The organism is Reinekea blandensis MED297, assembly GCF_000153185.1.
GTDB classification, from domain to species: domain Bacteria; phylum Pseudomonadota; class Gammaproteobacteria; order Pseudomonadales; family Natronospirillaceae; genus Reinekea; species Reinekea blandensis.
In genome coordinates this window covers 340,033-359,230 of record NZ_CH724151.1, presented here as the reverse complement: position 1 = coordinate 359,230, position 19,198 = coordinate 340,033, and the positions used below count along the sequence as shown (strand labels likewise).

The following is a 19,198-nucleotide window of genomic DNA, read 5'->3' as shown; positions in this document are numbered from 1 at the left end:
TTTTAACTCTGTCACAAAAATCCGTTCTGTGAAAGGTGCAAACTGTGTGTATTTGTCAATATGGTTCATTAGTCCATGCTATTGACGACGGTTGAAGACCATTGAAAACCACCCGGAATCTCCGTATTCGGGGCTTTACGTACACAGCAGGGTCAGGGAATCTGTTTTACGATCGGCGGTCCGATGAGCCGGGTTAGCCAGACCGGCAGGCGTTTCCAGATGTTGATGAGCAGTCGATATTTTGGGTTGTCCGGGTTTGCGGCACCAATTGGGGCACCATCGCGTCGGAAAAAGTACCAAAAGTGTTGGACGGGTTTTGCACCCCACTGTTTTTTGAACTTATAAGTGCCGGCATCTTTGGATGAACGGCCAAAATCGAAAAACTGGTATCCGTGCTCGATGGCGAACCCTAAGATCTGTCGGTACATCCACATGTTCATATTAAAGGCATTTGCCGATTTGAGCGTGGACGCCCAGGGAATTTCCAGCAAATATTCACCGCCACAGAGAAATCCGCAAGAGACCGGTTTTGCGTTCAGGTAACACACAATCAGGCGACTGTTGGTCTTTTTGTTATTGAGCAGCGCTCTGAACCAGTCTTGACTGTAAACCGGCGTGCCTAAATCGCGCATGTTGTGTGCAAACACTCTATAAAAGTCATCGAGCAGCTCTTCACCTCCGATTCGGTTGGTTGGGTGATGCCGGACCGCCTGATTGATCTGGGCACGCACTTTCGCGCCAAGTTGGTCATCGAGACGTTCTTGAGAGCTTGGGAGGCGTAAGATCATGCTGGCTTTTTTATCTGAAAAGTTTGCGGCCAGGCCCGGTCGGGTGGTTCGCACCTCCAGTTGCTCGGCGCCGGTGTCCGCCAGGATTTGATCGGATTGTTCAAGCAACGCTGCAATGACATCCTGATACCGCGATATCGGACCGCCATAGTTAAAGTAGGGTAGTGACACCGCGTTGTGACCAAAGAGAGACGATTGGATCAGGGTGATCGGCAATGCGCCCACCAGCTGTTGACCCTGGTAGGCTCCGAATACCCGGGTTTCGTAGCCAAAGCTGGACTGAATGGCCTGGCTGAAGGCGGGCAGATGGTAGTGACTCTGAAGTTCGCGATGTTCCTGCAAAAACTCCGCCCATGCCTGGCTGTCATTCTCGAGCCAGCCAAAGGTCAGCGATTTTCCCAGTGTTGCGGTCAAGGGGTTGAACTGGCCGGGAAGTTCAGATTCATCTTGAGATGAGCTGATAAGATCTTGCGCGGATCGGACCAAGTGTTTCAGTTGCTGTTCAGTTTTTTTTACTTCAGCACTGACCGTTTGCATCGATTGTTTAAGTTGCGCACGTTCAGTTTCAGATAAGTCAGGTTTTTTGAACTGTTTAGCGACCGCTTGTTTTTGCCGGGAGTGCCCTTTCAGATCGCTTGCCGTCTGACGATAGGCTTCACCCAATGCTTCCAGAGAGACCTGCATCTCAGCAGGCAATGTCGGGTCAGTCAGGTCTGCAAATGCACCAGGGCACTTAAGCAGTTTCTTCACATCCATGTTTGAAATCCGCTGTTCAGTTGTCGATGTTTTCTGTTTACAATCATTCGGATTGTATCGGAGTTTGGTGCAAAGCCCAACAGCGATACCCGCCAGGCGATGCTTGATTGGCATTGGCTTTGTTTTTTCTTCCTGGTAATGGAGTACCTGGATGCAGCAACCCCTGAAGTTAACCGCTTCACCTTCCCGACGTTGGCAATGCTCTTCCCGCCTCTGGTTTGTCATTCTCATGCTGGGTGTGATTACCGTCTTCTGGTCGACGCTGATTACTTTGCATCAGCGCTGGACTCAATGGGATGGTTCCTACGCGCATGGCTATATCATGGTGGCGTTGTGTTTGGCTGTGGTCTTTACAAGGCTGCCGCCTCAGTGGGTGATGCCGCGTTGGCGACTCCTCGTGATTCTGCTCGCGTTGTCCGTCGGAGTTCTGTGGTCGATCGGTTTCGCGACTCAGGTCGGTGCGGTATCCCAACTTGCGGTCTACGGTGCTTTGTTGGTCGTGGTAGTCTCCATAGCCGGTTGGTCGGGGGCTTGGTCAGCGGCCTTCCCTTTGGCATTGCTTACACTCAGCCTGCCGGTCTGGGAAGTGCTGATCAGTCCACTGCAGGCGCTGACCACATGGGTAGCAACCTGGTTTATTCGCTTGTTGGACGTCCCTGCATTTATTCAAGGCAACTCGTTTACGCTGCCATCCGGCACTGTTGTCATTGCTGGTGGCTGTGCAGGTTTGAATTACTTTATGATAGGGTTGGCGCTCAGCGGACTGAATGCGCTTTACCGGCAGATGTCATGGCGACAGGGTGTTGTGAGTATCGGTTTGCTTGTTGCTCTGGCGGTTGTCGGAAACTGGGGCCGCGTGATCGCCTTAATTCTTATTGCTTACCAGTCTCAGATGCAAAGTTCACTGGTTTATGATCATGGCATGTTTGGCTGGTGGATTTTTGCCGCCTTGTTTGCCGCGTATTTGTGGTTGGTTTCAGGGTTTCATGGGTCCGAAAAACGGTCCGTTCCCAGTCGGTTTTCACTGGTCACTAAAAGTCTGAAAACCTATGTCCTGTTCGGAGCGGTATTGGCAATGGGGCTTTGGGCTTTGCCATTGTTTGTACAGGTACAGACGGGGCCTTCAACGTCCATTCGATCCGTTGAGTCAGATATTTTACAGCCAATAGACCCGGTTCGAGGGGCCGCATTGTTCCGACATAGATACGAAGGTACGGACAAGGCTGAGTATTATGAGGCTTTGGTGGCGTCCAGCCGTTGGACCGTGGCGCGACTTATTTATCTTAACCAATCGCAAGGCAAAGAACTGATCAGTCATTCCAATCAGGTAACCGAATACTCCTACCAGCGGTTGCCTTCGGCGATCCTGTCTGAAAACAGTTTACAGGCAATTCAGGTGAATGCGCGTCAGCCGGAACTGCACCTCTGGCAATATCAGATTGGTTCTGCTGTAACGACTGATCCGATTCAGGGCAAACTGATGCAGCTGACTGCGTTGTTGAATGGGGAATCGGTTGTCGCTTTGTGGCATGCTCGGATCGTGTGCTCTGACGCAGGCTGTCGGGCTGAGCTGGCTAATGTGGAAAACAACATCGAGAGCATTCGGGCAGCGTTGATTTCACCGCTGCAACTCTATTGACGGATTTTCGTCTTACCATGCCGCAAGTCGTGCCCGGAACTTCATCCGGGTGTTAGCCATATCATCATGGATGGGGATTCTTTTAAGTTCATGCAGGTTCAGGCTGCTGACGGTGTTAATCCCTTTTTGTGTGGTCACGGCCGCACGGTAGGTGGTGCTGACCCGTTGCAATGCCCGCGCATCGTAATCGCCATTTGGGTAACAAAACAGAGGGAGACTGTTTGGTACCTGTTGTTTCAATGATGTTGCACTGTCGATGATTTCGTAGTCCAGGTCGTCCTCTGTTAACCAGGACGTTAAACGACGGTGAGTCTGTGTATGGCATCCGACCGCGAATGGGGAGCGCTTCATATCCGTCCAGTTCATCAATGACGGAGGTGTATCTTCAAGCAACTTCCGCCAGTTGAGACTTTCCAATGCGTCGAAGAGTTCGGCTTCGGAGTATTGTTTCAGGTGATCAATCGCTGCGGCCAGCGTATCGCGAGTGAGGCGAGAGTCACCGACACCCGGTAGGTTCTGAAACAGTGGGTGCTGTTTGAATATCTCACTGTCGCGTGCAAGCAGCTCCATAACGATGTTTGGCCAGAAACGAAAATCGGTCCCGATCTTATCCACCACCGCAAATAGAGTTGCTGGAATTCCTGTTTGCTCCAATATGGGGGCGGCGTAGTCGAGGTTGTCCTGCCAGCCATCATCAAAGGTCACCGCACAGGCTTTCGATGGTATCGGTCGACCGTTTCTGACGTCCTCAACCCAGTCGTTCAGAGCGACCATGTCAAAAAGCTTTTGACATTCCTCCAGATGCATCCGAAAAGAATCGGGTGTGACGACCATGCCGGGTTCTTCTAAGCGATATCTTGGGTCATGTTCCGGCAGGATGCGATGGTACATCAGTACCCAGAGACGGGGTTCTGAGTGACGACGGTTATGTGCTCCGAAAGTCGCGGCGCTCCATTGATAGCTGTGGCGTAACAATGATTTGATGCTTGGCATGACTTACAGATTCCTCACGTACTGACGCAGTTCTTCAATAAAGGGTTTAAAATCATGCAATCGATTGACCTCGTGTTTCTGCCCCCGAAAGCGAGGGGTAAGGAACTGCAGGACACGTTTGAACTTAGCCGACAGCGGATGCGGTCGTTTCAAAAAAATATACAGGCTGTCCAGATCGCCCAGAAGCCATCGCAGACGTTGGCCGACCTTGTAGTCGGTCACCGGCTCTGTCGGTAGACCAAGGTGCCGTTTTGCCAGTTGCGCCGGGAAGTCAACGCCACTGTCAATCGCAAGCTGAAGTGATCCCCAGAAGCGAGTATTTACTTCCATTAAATAGGCCTGACCGTCGGGGGCGATCCGGAACTCGACCATGGCAACGCCATGCCAGTGAACCTGATCCAGAAGCTGGCGACTGTACTCAACCAATTGGGGTGTTAGCGGTGCCGATTGAGATAAAACGCTGACACCGCCTTCAGGTGGCTTTTCACGCAACCGCTCGTGAGCAAAGAACTGAACTGCTGCCCCCTTGTCATATAGGCAGAAAACCCCAGCTCCGTGACCTGGGATAAACGCCTGAATCATGAAGGGATGTTCAGCCAGATAATCGTCTCCACTCAGTGCCTGATTCAGGTCGGTCTCATCCTTAAGTAATCTTACGGTGGTAGCTACCCAGCCTGATCCTGTGAATATCTTTGACTGTGCCGGCTTGAGTACACAAGGGTAAGTCAGTTGTCGGGGATCCAGTGCTGCAGCGTTTGCAAAGAACTGGCTTTCCGGAACTGGAATGCCGATTTTCTGTGCCGTTTCAACCAACCGGGCTTTATTGGCCAGTGCCATGACGGTGTTATAACCTGCAAACGGAATGGGCAGAGCATCTGTGCCTTGAAGCAGTAGCTGGCTGGTGACTTCGGTAGTGGGGAGGATCAGATCATAGCGCCGACTGTTGTTGTGGGAACTGATCCAGTCCAGAAAAGCCTGTGGCTCGGATGTTGGGCTGGGGTAGTGCAGGTAATGTTTGGTATAACGGGACGCACCCCCAATCGCGCTTGGAGTTTCATCGGCGGCCGTAATATCCGCCATGGGAAAGGCCCTGCCGAGAGAGCGTATGACCGCAAGGCCGCTGCGCTGGTTAGCATCCAAAACCAGTATTCGGTGTGTTTTCGAGTCCATTCGAAAGATCATCATCAGTGTCTGCGGGCAGTTTAAACAATTGCACGCCCGGTTACCACGTTATAAGGGCTAAGAACAGTAACTGGAATTCTCTCTCTGTCCATAGAATTGTCACCTCTTAGCGGTTATAGTATAGCTCTGCCCCATTCATACAGGGGACTGGATCAATGGATTGACCAGCCACAAGGTAACAGGGATGAGTACTGCAAAACCGACAATTCTTCATGTCATCGACACGACCGGCCCGGGTGGCGCGGAGACCGTATTTCTTGATCTTGCTGAGCAGCTGGAAATAAAAGGGTTCGAGACTCTGGCACTAATTACCGGAAACGGTTGGGTTCAACAGCAACTGGATGCTCGAGAAATCCCTTATGTTGTAAGGCCACCCTATGGCTGGTTGTCAATTCCTTACTACCTTTCGGTCGTTAGGTTGTGTCGTGAAAAAAACGTACGATTTATCCAAGCCCACTTGCTAGGCTCAGCGTTAACGGTTTCTATTGTCAGTCTACTGACACGGATTCCTGCAATTGCCACATTGCATGGGCAAGTTGATGTAGGTGATCGTGAGCGACTGGTGTCGATAAAGCGTTGGTTGTTGAAGCGTGGTTTGAAGCGCATCGTAGTCGTCAGTCGACAGCTTGCTCATTACTTGGAATCCCGAAAGTTGTTCGCATCGAGTCAAGTGACCGTCATTCACAACGGGGTCAAGGTTGATCGATATCTTGATTCGCCAGACTCTGATCTTCGAAAAGACCTTGGCTTGCCTTCCGACGCAAAGCTTATTGGATGTCTTGGTAACATCCGGCCGGCAAAAGATTATCCGACATTAATTCGTGCTGCCGCTATGGTCATTGCTGATCATCCGGAGCGACACTTCGTTATTGCGGGTCACCAAAAAGAACCGTTGATGGCATCGCTCATCAATTTAGTGAAAGATCTGAAACTATCTGAAAATGTTCATTTTATAGGTTTTAGAAATAATACTTCGGACTATTTGAAACAGCTTAATTGTTTTGCACTATCTTCTGAAACTGAGGGCTTCTCAATAGCTACCCTTGAGGCCATGGCATCAAGAGTCCCTGTTGTTGTCACCCGTAGTGGTGGTCCCGAAGAAATCATAAGACCAGACCTGGACGGAATAATGATTCCTATAAAAAAACCAGAAGCTTTGGCAGAAGGTATCAAAGCCATATTGGACGGTCGTGTTGATTATACGAATGAAGCTTTGCAGAGAGTGAAGTCAGACTTCAGCATGGACATTATGATAACTCAGTATCGTAACCTGGCTGTTAACTTTATGGCTAAAATGGAAACAGATAATGTGGTTTCCTCCTAAGATGCAAGACGCTATCGAAGAGCGGTATGGTTCTAAGCAGGGTATGCTGAAACATTTTTGGTTTGGTGTTTTGTATCGTTGTGGTGCTTATCGCCGGAACCGATTAAGCGCTATTAATTACAGGCCTAAACGATTGGTGTTTGTTTGCGCTGGGAACATCTGTCGAAGCCCACTTGCTGAGGCAGTAGCCGCGCAATTGGGTATGGAGGTTTGTTCTTTCGGTTTAGATACTAGGGGAAATGATAAAGCCGATGCTCGGGCATTAGCTTTTGCCGAGAGCTATGGCATCGATTGTTCTGAGCACAGAACGACGCCTATTGCTGAGTTTGTGGCGGAAGAGGGTGACCTTTTAGTTGCTATGGAACCTTACCATTTAAAACTATTGCGCCAATCTGGCGTTCAAGTTCCTACAGTATTGTTAGGTCTGACTGATAACGATTTCGCTTGCCCTTACATACATGATCCGTTTAATACTAGATTGAGCTTTTTTAAGAAAACAGAACAACTTGTGGTTGATCGTACTAAGGCATTGGTCGCCTATGTCAAGAAGTAACCAAGTCGAATTAAAAGTTGAAGATCTTAGTTTCTTTAAAGTTCGTCAACTCTGGCAATATTTCTGGTCAGAGCATCCTGCGTTTTGGTTTATATGCGCCTATTTATTCTTCGAATATTTCCGTCCACAGGCTATTTACCCGGCGATTGATGTGTTGCCGTGGGCGCAATCCTTCCTGGCCGGAGCGATCGTCGCACAGTTTTTTGACAAGAAATCCAGACTTCAATGGTGCTGGACACATACCTGGCTTCTATTATTTGCATTGCAGATAAAACTTTCCTTCTTCTTTGCCTATGATCCATCCTGGTCAGAGCGTTACCAGATTCAGTACTTACAATGGATTATTATCTATTTTTTGGTGTGTCAGATAGTAACGACAAAAGAAAGGTTTTATGTATTTTTACTGGTATTCATAATTTGCTCACTGAAGATTTCAATTGGTACGGCAGTTGTGTTTGCTTCAAGAGGCTTCTCATTTACAAGCTGGGGTTTAATGGGGCCGCCTGGCTACTTTCAAAATTCGGGAGAGTTAGCCATTCAGATGGTCGTTCAATTTTGCCTGGCGATCTACTTGATGCGTGCTTACTGGAAGAAGTCGAATCGTTTCGAACGGTTGATTTTGTTAGCAACCCTAATTACACCAGCATTGACAATAATGGGTGCGAGTAGCCGCGGTTCGCAACTTGCTCTAGTTGCGGTACTAATCTACTATTTCCGTTGGTCGCTATTTAAACCAAAAATATTAGTCTCTTTTTCGATAATATTGGCAATGTTATGGGTGATTTTACCTGAAGAGCAATTGGGTCGGTTTCAAAACATGGGCGAAGACCAAACATCGGTACAGCGAATGTTGTACTGGACTAATGGGATAGACATGATTGCCGACCATCCTATGACAGGTGTGGGCTATTACAACTTCATACCCTACTATACCGATGTTTATCCTAACGATATGCACTTTGTAAATCGTCAAGGGGAGAGGGTTGCAGAACTTCCTCACAATATTTTCATACAGATAGGAACGGATGCAGGGGTTCCTGCTCTTATGTTTTATATCCTCATTGTGTTGAGTTTAAAAAGTCGAAATAAGGTTCAATCGGATTGGGTAGCATTTAAAGAAATCCACGCGGGACTTTATCTGGGCGTTGTCGGATTTCTAATTGCAGGACAGTTTGTCACAGTTGGTTACTATCCGTTTTTCTGGGTATCAGCTGCGTTGATTACTTCAATCAAGCAGACATTACTAACAAGTAAAAAAGAACGTGATTTAAGCCAAGCAGCTAGTTAGTGAGGATCACTATAACTGGTTTGCTAGCTTTTATTACTTTTAACGTTGGAAAGAAATGTATCATGGAAGGTATGAATTGCTATGGACACCGTTAAAAAAAGACTTCTTTGGGTTTCTCATATGGTTCCTTATCCGCCTAAGGCCGGCTTGTTGAATCGAAGCTATAACATTATCAGAGAGTTATCTGAGATCTATGATATTGACTTGTATTGTCTAAACCAAGAAAACCTGATTACGCCATACTTTGATAGCTTTGAGCAAGGGTTGACAAAGGCGAAAGATGAACTTTCAAAATACTGTAGTAGTTTGTATATAGAGCCTGATCCAGTACGAGTAAGTTCGTTTTCAAAAATGATTTTGACATTTAAGTCTTTGTTTAGCACCAAGCCTTATTCCACGGAGTGGTTGAATAGAAAGTCCTTTGCAAATCAGATTAAAGCCATAAGAGATAGTCAGGATTATGATTACATTTATGTAGACTCCATCTCGTTGATTTCAAATGTGGAAAGCCAACGTTATACACATGAAAAGCTGATTTTGGGGCATCATAATATTGAATCAGAAATGATCAGACGTCGTTCTGAAAGAACCAAAAATTTGTTACTCAAGTTCATATTCTACATTGAGTACCTCAAGCTAAAACGTTTGGAGAGAATAGCTTCTTTAGAATTTGATCGACAAATTGTTTGCTCTGCTGAAGATTCTGAACTACTTGGTATATCGACAGGCTATCGAGACCACTTTGTCGTTCCAAATGGGTTCGATTTCCGGTTGCTCGACGGTTTTTGTCGAGCCCCAAAGCTTAATCATCTTCTATTTATTGGCACTATGGACTGGTACCCAAATGTAGATGCAGTAAGGTATTTTTTAAACGAAGTATGGCCAAATCTAAAACAACAGCGCCCAGAGGTGATAATTGATGTGATTGGGAGCAAGCCACCGGCAGATCTGGTTGAGCTATCAAAGTCCGATCCTTCGGTGAAAATTCGAGGGTTTGTTCAGGACATTGAACCGTATTTAGCGCAGGCCTCCGTCTTCGTGTGCCCTATCCGTGATGGGGGAGGAACTAAGCTTAAGTTAATAGAAGCATTCGCTCACAAAATTCCCTGTGTAGTGGACCCGATATCTTGCGAAGGTATTAAAGTTGATGATCGGCACGTTAAGTTTGCGCAAAATCCTGATGCATTTGTTGAAGGCATAAAGGCTTTACTGGACAATCGGAAAATGGCCGATCAAATGTCCGAGCGTGCTTACCAAATCGCAGAGGCTCAATACAGTTATAAAGTGATCGCAGACGTGTTTTCTCAATCACTTGAGTCGATGGAGACTGAAGAATGTGTGGCATAAACGGTCTGGTTAGTTTAAATGAAGAAGGTTTTTCTGATGGCAGCAATCTGAAACAGATTGTTCAGGAAATGAATAAAGAGCTTTCTCATCGAGGACCCGATGATTCAGGATGTTTTGAATCTCCAGACCAGAAAGTTGTATTGGGGCATCGACGGTTATCAATTATTGACACTTCCTCTGCCGGACATCAACCGATGACGTCATCCAGTGGCCGCTACACCATTGTTTACAACGGCGAGATTTACAATTTTCAGCACTTGAGAGCACAGGTCTCATTTAAAGATTGGAACTCTGGATCAGACACTGAAGTCCTATTGCAGTTGATTGATGAGCACGGACTTGAAAGTACCTTGGCTAGGTTGGCCGGGATGTTTGCGTTTGCACTTTTTGACAGCCATGAGAATAAGCTATATTTAGCTCGGGATGCTGCTGGAGAAAAACCCCTTTACTATGGATTGATGCCTAATCGTTTCCTTTTTTCTTCAGAGTTAACAGCGCTTGAAAAAGCGTCAAAAGACATACTGCGGCCTTCTTCGAAGTCCGCTCAGCGGTACTTCGATTACGGCTATTATCCTGGAGTTCTCACACCATACGAGGATGTCTATAAGTTAAGCCCCGGAGCCTTGTTGTGCATAGACTGTACGAGCGGAGAGATGGTTGAAAAATCATGTGCTGAGTTTGACCATAAGGCGCAAAAACGACCAATGCCTAGGATCAACGGTGTCGAGTTTACAAAGGTGGTCGATCACTTAGAATCCTTGTTGAGTGATGTAATTGATGATCAGAAAATTGCGGATGTCGAGCTGGGTTGTTTTTTATCCGGAGGTATCGATTCGAGTCTCGTTACTGCGGTCTTGTCTAATCGTACCGACCACCCCGTCGAATCCTTTACCATTGGGTTTAACAACCCACAGTTCGACGAGTCTGAAAAGGCTGGTGACATAGCTACTCATTTAGGTGTAAACCACAATGTGATCCGTATCGACGAGGAGGACTTACTTGATTGTTCTCAAAAGGTCATTGAACATCTGGATGAACCCTTTGGTAATGCGTCGGCCATTCCAACCTATTTGTTAACCGAGTTTGTAAAGAAGAAGGTTACTGTCTGTATGGCAGGGGATGGAGGCGATGAACTATTTCTGGGTTACAATCGCTATCAAAAAGCGAGTCAACTCAGGAATCTTTCTAAAGATGTTCCAGCGGCTGCTAAAAAACCAGTCGATATTGCACTCGGATTAGTCAGTCATATCCCAATTGATGCGATGGCCGGTTACATTTCTAGACATACTTCCGTCCGACTTGGCGTAAACCTCAATGCGAAAATTCGTAAGTTACGACTCGTTAATCGATCTTCATCTAGTGAGGCGCTCTACAGCGCGTTATTGAGTTATAGTTCTGATAAATGTATGACTGTTTTACCACCGTCAGATAGCTTGTATGGTGAAGGTCAGTTTGACTTTGATCAGAACTTTATTAAAGCGGCCTCCGACTGGGATACACAATACTATTTGCCTGGTGATTGCCTATATAAGACAGATCGAATGGCTATGGCAAACTCATTAGAGGTACGGGTTCCGTTGTTGGATCGCCGTATAGTTAACTTTTCTAAGCAAATTCCGGTTGAAGTTAAGTTGCATGAACAACAGCCTAAAGCGTTGCTAAGGGCCTTGTTGAAGCGGTATGTTCCAGAGCGCTTGTTTGATCGACCGAAAATGGGCTTCACAGTCCCGATAAGCGATTGGATAAATGGTGCGTTGAGTCGGGATGTTTACTTCTACCTGAATGGCAAGAATCTCGACGCAGTTGGAGTATTAGATCAAAATGCAGTGTCCTTTATGCTTAAAGAATCTAAACGCGGAAATGCATTTTACGATAATGCTATTTGGTCCGCTTATGTGTTTCAAAAGTGGATGATCAGCAGAGGTCTGAGTTTCAGTGAACTTAAAAAAGAGATTGCTTAAGGTAGGCCACAGAGCTAACCGCGCAGTAGGCCTTTTATTGGATCCAGTATGTTTTTAGGTTTTATAAAAAAGGATAAGCATTTCCACCAGTTTACCATCGACCTTGTAATATAAGGGCGTTCCATCCAGCTTCGGTATTCAGGCAACAGAGTCTTTTCGAAAAGTGTTCGCCAATCGTCGATGAGTTTTTCTGGAGAGTAATTATAGGCCTTCGCTAGACCATTGACTTGTAGTCTATTATACAAACCAGGGTCAGACCTCAGAGTTAATAGTTTTTTTATTAAGTCTTCGCTGTCTCTGGCTACGAGGAAGTCTTGACCCTCCTCTCCGGTATCTAAAAATACTTTCTCGTCACCAACAATGGCAGGTACTTTTGCTAGCCAGGAGTTGGTAAGTTTTGCAGGGGGTTTTACATTCCAGTCGAATACGGTATCTCTGGCGTTCGAATGAAGTATTTCATTCCAGCCCCGAATCGATACAGTAACGTCAATGTCCGAATAGTCATCCCATTCAGTCATTGGAATAACCATCCAGTTAAAGCCTAGTTTCTTTAGTTTAGATACCCATTCATCTGTATTAAGTTCAGTTGCTAGATTGTTAGTCCTGCCAAAAAAAGCAATATGCTTAACTCGACTTTCTGACACAGTCCTTGGTTTTAGCGACGGCTGAGGCCAAGAGGGTGTGACTTGATATTGGTTATTTCTAAGTTTTCTGGTTATTGGATCATAGCTGCTTTGTAGAATGTAGTAGTTTGCCCAAGTATGAGGTTTTCTGTCGGGTTTGATGCAAACAAGAAAGAGGTTTGGGTTAGGAATTAATGTCGAAGGTAGAAAGTCTCGATGCGAGATAACTATGCCGGTACCGGGGAGTTGTGTTGCGATGCGACAAGGAACCCCCGATTCTTTGAGATATAAATATGTCTGTAAGGTCCAGGAATACTTACCTTCGCCATTACTGCTGTTCTTACAGACCCAGTCCCAATACTCCTCAATGGATCTGGGTAAGTCGGCAATGCCATCCAAGTGATATGGCAGATAAAAGTTCAAAATGGGCTGAGTAGCGTCAGTCATTGTTATCGTGCCTGCTTCTGGAGAGAGGTAGTTTCTGAGACTTCTGCATCCAGTCTAGCAAATAGTCTGTGATGATCATGAATGACGTCTAGTAGCTTTTCTTCGGAGTTGTATGTTTTGGCACAGGCCGTTAAAAATGCTTTCCGAAGACCTAAAAACGGCTGACATTTTGAGTCGAGATAATTAAGCTCTGGAGTGTTGGTTTTAACTAAGGCCCGTGTTAAGAGTGGTTTTTCAGTGCTCTTTTGAACCAGGTCAGTGATATGTTGTGTCGAGATTTGAGGTGCGATGTTTTTTTCAACCCATGCTCGCGGATCTGTTTTAACTTTATTAAGATAAAAGCTCTCTAAAGCATCAACGATACTACTATCACTCACCGAAAGGCCTGTTTGGGCATTAATGTGACGGTGATTCCCACAAATACAGTCTTTTAATAACAAAGCGGGTGTATTGCACCACAAGCCCTCTGCCAGCCCCTTGTTGGCGCCCTCTCGAAGGGAGAACAAGGCGTTTACTTTTGATTGGGCGACAATTTTGCTGAGCTCATGCTGAGGGACGCCAGGAAAAAATGATAAGTTTGATTTGTTCTTTGCCCAGGCTATCGCGTTGTTAAGATCCTGTTTGTTTCCTCCATGACCGGCACAAACTAATGCTGCTTTATAACCGGGGTGCTTCTTACTTAATTTGACGACTGCCCTTAAGTAGCGATCCACGCGTTTCATGTTGTCGTAGTTCGCAAGATACACCGCGTCATATTTATAGTCAGCGTCCATTTTGGGTTTGAAAACTGTAGGATTAACCCAATCAGCAGGACCGATTGTACAAGGAACCAAGTTACTGTTAAGACTTTTAATAAAGGTAAAGTCGTCATGGTAAGCCGACATAACAAATACTTTTTCGCTCGTGTTTTCTGTTGCCCAAATTAAGATTTCAGGCAGAGCATAACCCACCCAGCTAGGCTCCAATACCACATGGAAGTACTTTTGTAATCTCGGTAAGTCAGCTAAATGAGCAAGAAATCCGAACGTTTCGGAAAACTTGATTATGAGAATTCCTTTGCTTTTAACGATATTTTCTTCAACTTCAGGAATCGCAGTGATGAGGATCCGAGCGTTCAGTCGAGTTATGTCCATCCCGGAAGGTAACTCGGGTAGTAATGTATATAAAACAGGTTTAATCCATTCCGATCTCATGAACGCCGCAATCTGAAGATTGTTTTTGTTTATGGATGCTACTCTTCGTGATTTTAGTGCGTATTGAACTCCTTTCTCTTTGCTGCCAAGTAAAAAGAACAACTTAGATAGAAGGTAGAATGTTAGGGCAATAGGCTTACGCAGCTTAGTATGGGTAATCGCCACCATTTCTTGCTTAGTCAGATACTTAATAAGCCTTGCCGTTGAATACTCTTTCTGTTTACTCATTTTATGTCCATATAATCGAGTCTAAAGGAACTAGGCAACTGTTTCAGTCTTGGTCATAATCTCAATGAACTCATTGCTTCGGGCTTTAAGTTCAGAAAAACTGCCTTCATCAGCAATCTGACCATCCTTGAGGAACAGAATAATGTCTGACATACGAATTGATGCTGGGCGATGAGAAATCAGTAACACTATAAGGTCTTCTTTGAGACTGTTTAGTGTTTGCAGCAGAAGGTATTCTGATTCAATGTCTAGTGCGCTGGTTGGTTCATCAAGTACCAGCACGTCGCAGGATTTGTAGAGTGCTCGGGCTATGCCGATACGCTGACGTTGCCCCCCACTGAGTATTTTCCCGTCTTGACCTAGCTTTGTGTCAATACCCTGAGGCAATGCCATGGAAAAATCGTATGCATTGGCTAGTTTCAGTGCTTCAATGACTTTGTCGTGATCGATGTCTTGATCCTTGATGCCGAACGCTACGTTTCGGGTCACCGTATCATTGAGTAAGAAAATACTTTGCCCGATGTAGCTGACGTTCGCACGAAATGACTGAAGGGAGTCATCAGTGAGAGGTTGATTGTTTATCTTAATATGCCCTTCAGAAGGCTTTATTAACCCAAGAATAATATCGGCTAAAGTCGACTTTCCTGACCCTGAATGACCGGTCAAGGAGTATATGTTTCCTTTATTTAGTACAGTGTGAACGCTATTAACTGCTGAGAATTTGGCGTCAGGGTAGCGATATGAAACACCGTCCAACTCGATGGAGCTAATGTCCATCGGTTGCGCTGGAGTAGTCGTTCTCTTGTATTGTTGAAAATCCAGCGCTTTAACAAGTTCAATCGCTACCTCGCCATGACCACTGAGGCTTGATACAGATTTATAAATTTGCTGCAGAGTGGGTAATAGCTTGTAACCGGCTAGTGCATAGAGACTAAGTATCGGTACGATGGATGCCATCCCCCGATCGGATGACAACAAAACCATAGCCAACCCTAGAATTGCACCGAATGAGATGGATTCCAATAAAAAGCGTGGCATTTCAGCTGATAAAGATATGTAAGCTTGGGAGTTCAGCCCTTTGCGGTTTATCTTCGAAAATCGATCCTGATAATCCTGTTCAAAACTACCCAGCTTAATTTCCTTAATGCCTGTAAATGATTCTGACAGTATCGATTGAATCCGAGTATTTCGAATGCTGATTGAGTTTCCATGTCGCTTCAATCGTGGTTTTAGGCCGTAATAGATCAGTGTGTAAGCCCCACCTAGAATTGATGCAGCAAATAATGCTAGCAGAGGGTCCAGAATTACCAATCCTACTATGATCAGTACCCCTATAAATGCGTGACTGGTCAGCAGCAGAAAAGGCTGAAAGACCATATAGACAAATCGTGGAATCTGTTGCGTGATAACCGCTATCGGAACGTTATAGTCGGTGGTCTTGTGGAAAAGATAGTCTTTGTTTAAGAAGTCAATATAAGCCTGATTCTGAAGAGAGCCACCTAATGATACAGAGAGTCGAAATGTTACCCATAGGCTAAGTGCGGCGATCGCATTAGACGCGATGATCATCAGTAAAGAGCCAACCGCAAGCGCTGAGATAAATAGAGCATCGTTGTCGAACTGACCCAGTTCATATAAGTAGTTTAATAACGCATTTGTGTGGATAACCTGAGGGCTGGATAAAACAGCGATAAACGGCCCAATGCTGGCGATACCTGTCACCTGGACTAATGCAGCCAGAGTAAAAAACACTTGCAGGATCAGGACTCGCGTCTTGGCTTTGGGATCCAGTAGTTCGAAAATACTGCGGACAACTTTCAAGATGTACATGTATGGCTCCTTGCTCTTTAAAGTCAGAGTCGTATGTATCCTTAGGACTCTTTAAAATCAATGGCTAACGGTGTTTTAAAGTGGGATGTGCCGATACCGATAGTTGTCAGCGTTAGGTAATTTTTGACGGAGTGGGGTATTCGTGTCCATTCTCTACATAACGTCCATGTTTTGTGGAATTTCGCAGTTTGAGCTTGTCTCAGAACCGGGTGGTATTATGCCGTTTTCACCACACCAGAACAATGAAAATACCGCTTTTCGTTCTTATTGCCTTGTTGTTGAGGATGAGTGCGGTTGTGCTAGTGTAGAACCGGATATGAATGAAACCTAGGGGTGGGAAGTGTGTGAGTTTATTTGACGCTTACGAGAGAGACCCTGCCCAATATTTGAAGGGAAATGGCGCTGAGTTTCTGTCGCTATTGGCTTTTTGCTACCTCTAATGTAGTTTCTTGTAGCATTGTGAGTGATTTCAATAAAAAGCAACTACGCTTTCGTAGTCTAGAAGGACGAGGCCAACATGGGTTCGATTTTACCTGACCTGTGTTGTTGTGAATGATTTGGAGAAGTTGAAAATGAATACGTTATCGCTCAAGGCCGTCAGAATAGCCACCTTGGTCGTCTATACGGTTTTGTTTGCGCTGTCAGCTAATGCCGCGAACATGCCGCTGGAAATATACCAGCCGCTTGACGGCTATAACGCAAAGAATCGCTATTATCACGCCTACCCTGGATTGGAGTACAACGTTCAGGTTGCAGTTGTCGGTGGTACCTACCCCTACTTTTACACCCTTACTGATGGGCCGTCAGCAATGGAGGTGTCCCGAATTGGCGGAGTTGTGAAATGGCAGGTGCCTGTATCCATGTCTGGGACACAGGATATCACTGTTGAAGTGACGGACTCTGAAGGAGCTGTCGTGTCGGTCAGTTGGCAGATTGAAGTCACTAAAGACGGGTTCCTCTTTGTTGACGCGGTTAATGGTAGAACTATTGAAAATGGCGGCACAGGAACATTGGACAACCCTTGGAAAACAATGCGTGATGTTTTCGGCGGCGACGGGAAGTTTGATACTCATTACCCTAACTCGTTCGTATATTGGCGTGAAGGAAACTATAAACTAGATGCCGGATTTGAGGATTGTCATACTGACGGTGGTTGCCGGGTGCCTTGGTATGGTAGCCGTAAACCAATTGTATGGATGGCATACCCAGGTGAAACACCTTTATTGAACTTTAATACCGAAGGGCGCAATGCGTATATATTGTTTTCGAACACAACCCAGAACTTGTACATAGAAGGCTTTGAGTTCAATTTTAATAGCAATCAGCGTGGTATTGGGCTGTCGATTACCAATGGGGGCAATACGACCATTCGAAACAACCTGTTTTACGGGCTGAACAATTGCCAGGGCGGTGGCAATAACTCTCATGTTTTCTTCAATGGCGGTAATGGACAATATACGGCTGTCGTAGGTAACCGGGCATATGAGTCATGTGGGTACTGGTTGTTAGGCTACGATTCACACAAAACCTTGGTTGCAAACAATGAAATTCTATCCGATATTCCGCTGCCAATCGGCCCAAAAACCAATATTCAAAACTGGACCATCCGGGGAAATACAATCAAAGGAAGTACGAGGCTTGGTGCGATTTGGAACCAAGAGTATGAATATTCAGGGAACATCGAAATCAATCACAATTACATTGAGATGTCAGGTGATGATGATGTTGCGTTGAAACTGCTGTCCTCTGACCCGGGTGGAGCGATCTACGTGAATCGCAACACGTTTATCGGTCACGTGATCATGCAGTCCGCTCGGGACTCGAATGGCCCTTGGGTATTAGAAAACAATATTATTATCAATGACAGTAATTCGCCGGATAAAATCACTTTTGAAGGTGGAGACTCGAGTACAGATACCGTGGTTATTGAGAACAATCTTGTTGGCGATCGCTCAGACAATTTGTTGACAGGAGAGGGTGCCTTGACTGAAACGTATAAGGATTTCCTTGGAGTCATGGGGCACCAGTTAGGTAATGAGCCAAAGGGTCCTGTGCCAGTGAGGGCTGTGGTTGAGGAGTAGTGATTATATACCCTGTTATTTAATCTGGCATAAATAACAGGGTTATTCAGACCTAAATCTCAATATTTAAATCATTATTATGGCTGGGTAGGTAATCCAATGTTCAGCGCCCAGTCTTTGCTAATGAAATCAAATAAGTGATGAACATAGGCTTTTGCCTTGCTTTCTGTCCAGAGCCCATTCTTAACGTTTGGCCAATCACTAGCGTCATCAATGTCTACTATTGAGTTTCGATGAAAAGTTGCCGGAAAACTTTCGTAGTTTAGAGCTTTGAGGGCGGAAGCTCGATGATAACCGCCACCTCCGACAAGAAAGCGATATTCCGAGCCGCGCTTCAATATTGTCGTTCCTATGCCTCCGTACTTTAAGTTATAGCCGTTTTCCTGCAAAGACTTGAGGAGCAACTTAAGTCGTTTAAACTCCAGTTCGCCTTTCGCGTTGCTGACTGGGCCGGAATATGCCCAGCCATCGACATCAACATTGAGATGCGGGGCGCCATGTTCGACATTGTCTTTTTCATTCCACCAGCGCGTGTCGAGTTCAACTTCAGCCGCATTCTGTGAGACCCAGGGAGACAGAAATAACAAATGTGGTGATAGGTTTTGAAACTCGTTCGGCGTATCTTCAAAGCCTGCAATGGCGGCTGAAGCACTCTTTGGTTGAAAGGTCTGATAGAAACGATACAGAATAGAATCGACATATTCAGTATTGAATGCGTCTTTAAGTTGTCGAGCTGACTCTACGAAGGGATGCCAATCTTTGCTGGCAAACCCCAATGCTGAGTGATGTGTTGTTTTTTCAAACGAACATTGAAATCCCGCTTGTTTTCCTCCCTGACTATAAAGTAAGGCTTCTTTCATTGTATCGAAAAACATCACTTCAGGGGGTGCGTTATTAATACGGCGAACTTCAATGCCCGCTTTTTTTGTAAGTTTCTTTATACTTTTTTTTATCATCCAAAGATC

General features: G+C 45.6%; 14 protein-coding genes. 7 read left to right on the top strand and 7 right to left on the bottom strand.

The window, feature by feature from the left end; all coding sequences use genetic code 11:
• Positions 1 to 152 precede the first annotated feature (152 nt).
• A complete protein-coding gene (locus MED297_RS10150; protein WP_161599293.1) occupies positions 153 to 1,544 on the bottom strand; it encodes a FemAB family XrtA/PEP-CTERM system-associated protein in 1,392 nt (463 codons plus the stop codon).
• A gap of 151 nt (positions 1,545 to 1,695) precedes the next feature.
• Between MED297_RS10150 and xrt the strand changes: the two genes are divergently transcribed.
• Entirely contained in the window at positions 1,696 to 3,183 is a 1,488-nt protein-coding gene (gene xrt / locus MED297_RS10145; protein ID WP_008044615.1) for an exosortase, read from the top strand.
• Positions 3,184 to 3,195: 12 nt separating this feature from the next.
• Here the strand turns inward: xrt and MED297_RS10140 are convergent, their stop codons facing one another.
• The gene (locus tag MED297_RS10140; RefSeq protein ID WP_008044613.1) at positions 3,196 to 4,176 is read right to left on the bottom strand and encodes a polysaccharide deacetylase family protein; all 981 of its coding nucleotides are present in this window, start codon (positions 4,174 to 4,176) and stop codon (positions 3,196 to 3,198) included.
• A gap of 3 nt (positions 4,177 to 4,179) precedes the next feature.
• A complete protein-coding gene (locus MED297_RS10135; RefSeq protein WP_202594535.1) occupies positions 4,180 to 5,256 on the bottom strand; it encodes a carboxylate--amine ligase in 1,077 nt (358 codons plus the stop codon).
• Positions 5,257 to 5,542: 286 nt separating this feature from the next.
• Here MED297_RS10135 and MED297_RS10130 point away from each other — a divergent pair, with 286 nt between their 5' ends.
• From MED297_RS10130 to asnB, 5 genes are all read left to right on the top strand, one after another.
• Positions 5,543 to 6,682 (top strand): glycosyltransferase family 4 protein, encoded by a 1,140-nt coding sequence (locus MED297_RS10130; RefSeq protein WP_008044610.1) that lies wholly within the window; start codon positions 5,543 to 5,545, stop codon positions 6,680 to 6,682.
• Positions 6,666 to 7,235, top strand: coding sequence for an arsenate-mycothiol transferase ArsC (locus tag MED297_RS21275; protein WP_008044608.1), 570 nt, complete (start codon positions 6,666 to 6,668; stop codon positions 7,233 to 7,235). Before MED297_RS10130 ends, MED297_RS21275 begins: the two co-directional genes overlap by 17 nt.
• Entirely contained in the window at positions 7,222 to 8,523 is a 1,302-nt protein-coding gene (locus MED297_RS10120; RefSeq protein ID WP_008044604.1) for an O-antigen ligase family protein, read from the top strand. Before MED297_RS21275 ends, MED297_RS10120 begins: the two co-directional genes overlap by 14 nt.
• A gap of 81 nt (positions 8,524 to 8,604) precedes the next feature.
• Positions 8,605 to 9,870 carry a glycosyltransferase gene (locus MED297_RS10115; protein WP_040556962.1) on the top strand — a complete coding sequence of 422 codons (1,266 nt, stop codon included), beginning with the start codon at positions 8,605 to 8,607 and terminating at the stop codon, positions 9,868 to 9,870.
• A complete protein-coding gene (gene asnB / locus MED297_RS10110) occupies positions 9,858 to 11,831 on the top strand; it encodes an asparagine synthase (glutamine-hydrolyzing) (RefSeq protein WP_008044597.1) in 1,974 nt (657 codons plus the stop codon). The genes MED297_RS10115 and asnB overlap by 13 nt, the downstream gene beginning before the upstream one ends.
• A 14-nt stretch (positions 11,832 to 11,845) precedes the next feature.
• Here the strand turns inward: asnB and MED297_RS10105 are convergent, their stop codons facing one another.
• Genes MED297_RS10105 through MED297_RS10095 form a run of 3 tightly spaced genes read right to left on the bottom strand, consistent with a single transcriptional unit; the run spans position 11,846 to position 16,152 of the window.
• Entirely contained in the window at positions 11,846 to 12,901 is a 1,056-nt protein-coding gene (locus MED297_RS10105; protein WP_008044595.1) for a glycosyltransferase, read from the bottom strand.
• A gap of 2 nt (positions 12,902 to 12,903) precedes the next feature.
• Complete coding sequence (locus MED297_RS10100) at positions 12,904 to 14,322, bottom strand: glycosyltransferase (protein WP_008044593.1); 1,419 nt, start codon at positions 14,320 to 14,322, stop codon at positions 12,904 to 12,906.
• 30 nt (positions 14,323 to 14,352) lie between these two features.
• Entirely contained in the window at positions 14,353 to 16,152 is a 1,800-nt protein-coding gene (locus MED297_RS10095; protein WP_008044592.1) for an ABC transporter ATP-binding protein, read from the bottom strand.
• 572 nt (positions 16,153 to 16,724) lie between these two features.
• On the opposite strand from MED297_RS10095, the gene MED297_RS10090 reads away from it, so the two are divergent.
• Positions 16,725 to 18,233, top strand: coding sequence for a right-handed parallel beta-helix repeat-containing protein (locus MED297_RS10090; protein ID WP_040556959.1), 1,509 nt, complete (start codon positions 16,725 to 16,727; stop codon positions 18,231 to 18,233).
• 77 nt (positions 18,234 to 18,310) lie between these two features.
• Here MED297_RS10090 and MED297_RS10085 read toward each other — a convergent pair whose 3' ends face one another.
• Positions 18,311 to 19,189: a hypothetical protein gene (locus tag MED297_RS10085; RefSeq protein WP_008044590.1), complete on the bottom strand. Its 879-nt coding sequence runs from the start codon at positions 19,187 to 19,189 to the stop codon at positions 18,311 to 18,313.
• Positions 19,190 to 19,198: the final 9 nt, after the last annotated feature.